The sequence below is a fragment of the Vibrio sp. 378 genome, assembly GCF_033339435.1.
In genome coordinates this window covers 1-642 of sequence record NZ_JAWOUO010000690.1, presented here as the reverse complement: position 1 = coordinate 642, position 642 = coordinate 1, and the positions used below count along the sequence as shown (strand labels likewise).

The 642-nt window shown below is 43.9% G+C and carries 1 protein-coding gene; it reads right to left on the bottom strand.

Features of this window, described 5'->3' with window-relative positions; all coding sequences use genetic code 11:
* Positions 1 to 34 precede the first annotated feature (34 nt).
* On the bottom strand, positions 35 to 642 hold a 608-nt coding region (locus R7Q48_RS28295), incomplete at its 5' end, for an MFS transporter (RefSeq protein WP_318133638.1).

Here is a 642-nt window from a genome sequence, read left to right as displayed (position 1 = left end):
AACCTTGCAAGTACATTTCCCTTCGCTAGAACATTCAACTGGAAGCTTCCGGTTGCGCAGTCTGACGAGGTGCCCTTCGATATTGGCTAACCACCAGTACGATGCAAGAAATTAGAGCGATAAATAGATAAAAGATGCCTAGGTGATGCTGATCTGTCACCCACTTTTCAACCAAGTAGCCACCAAACAAACCCGCTAAACACATTTGAATTGAGCCAGATAATGCAGACACTGCACCGGCTTGCTGCTTATGCGGAGACAACAACAAACTTATCGAAACCGGAAAAGACATCCCCTGCGCAAAACTCAAACACGTGAATGCAACCAATAACGATGCAACCGTAAACGGCGTCACCAACAGTAAACACCCAGACAGCGCGACAATCGCAAAGCTCATCAACAGTATTTGCTGTGCTTTATAACGGTTATTGATCAAATTGAGGACGACGCTCCCCATCAACAAACCAGCTGACGGGATAATCATCAAAGAACCATAATCAGCTGCGGTTAAACCCAATTCTTGCTGCATCAAAAATGGATATAACGACAATGTTACTAAGCCAGATAGGTAGCTTAACCAGTTATAACTGGCACTCCCGATAACTTGCTTGTTTGTTAGCAAGTAGAAGTAATTAACCATGA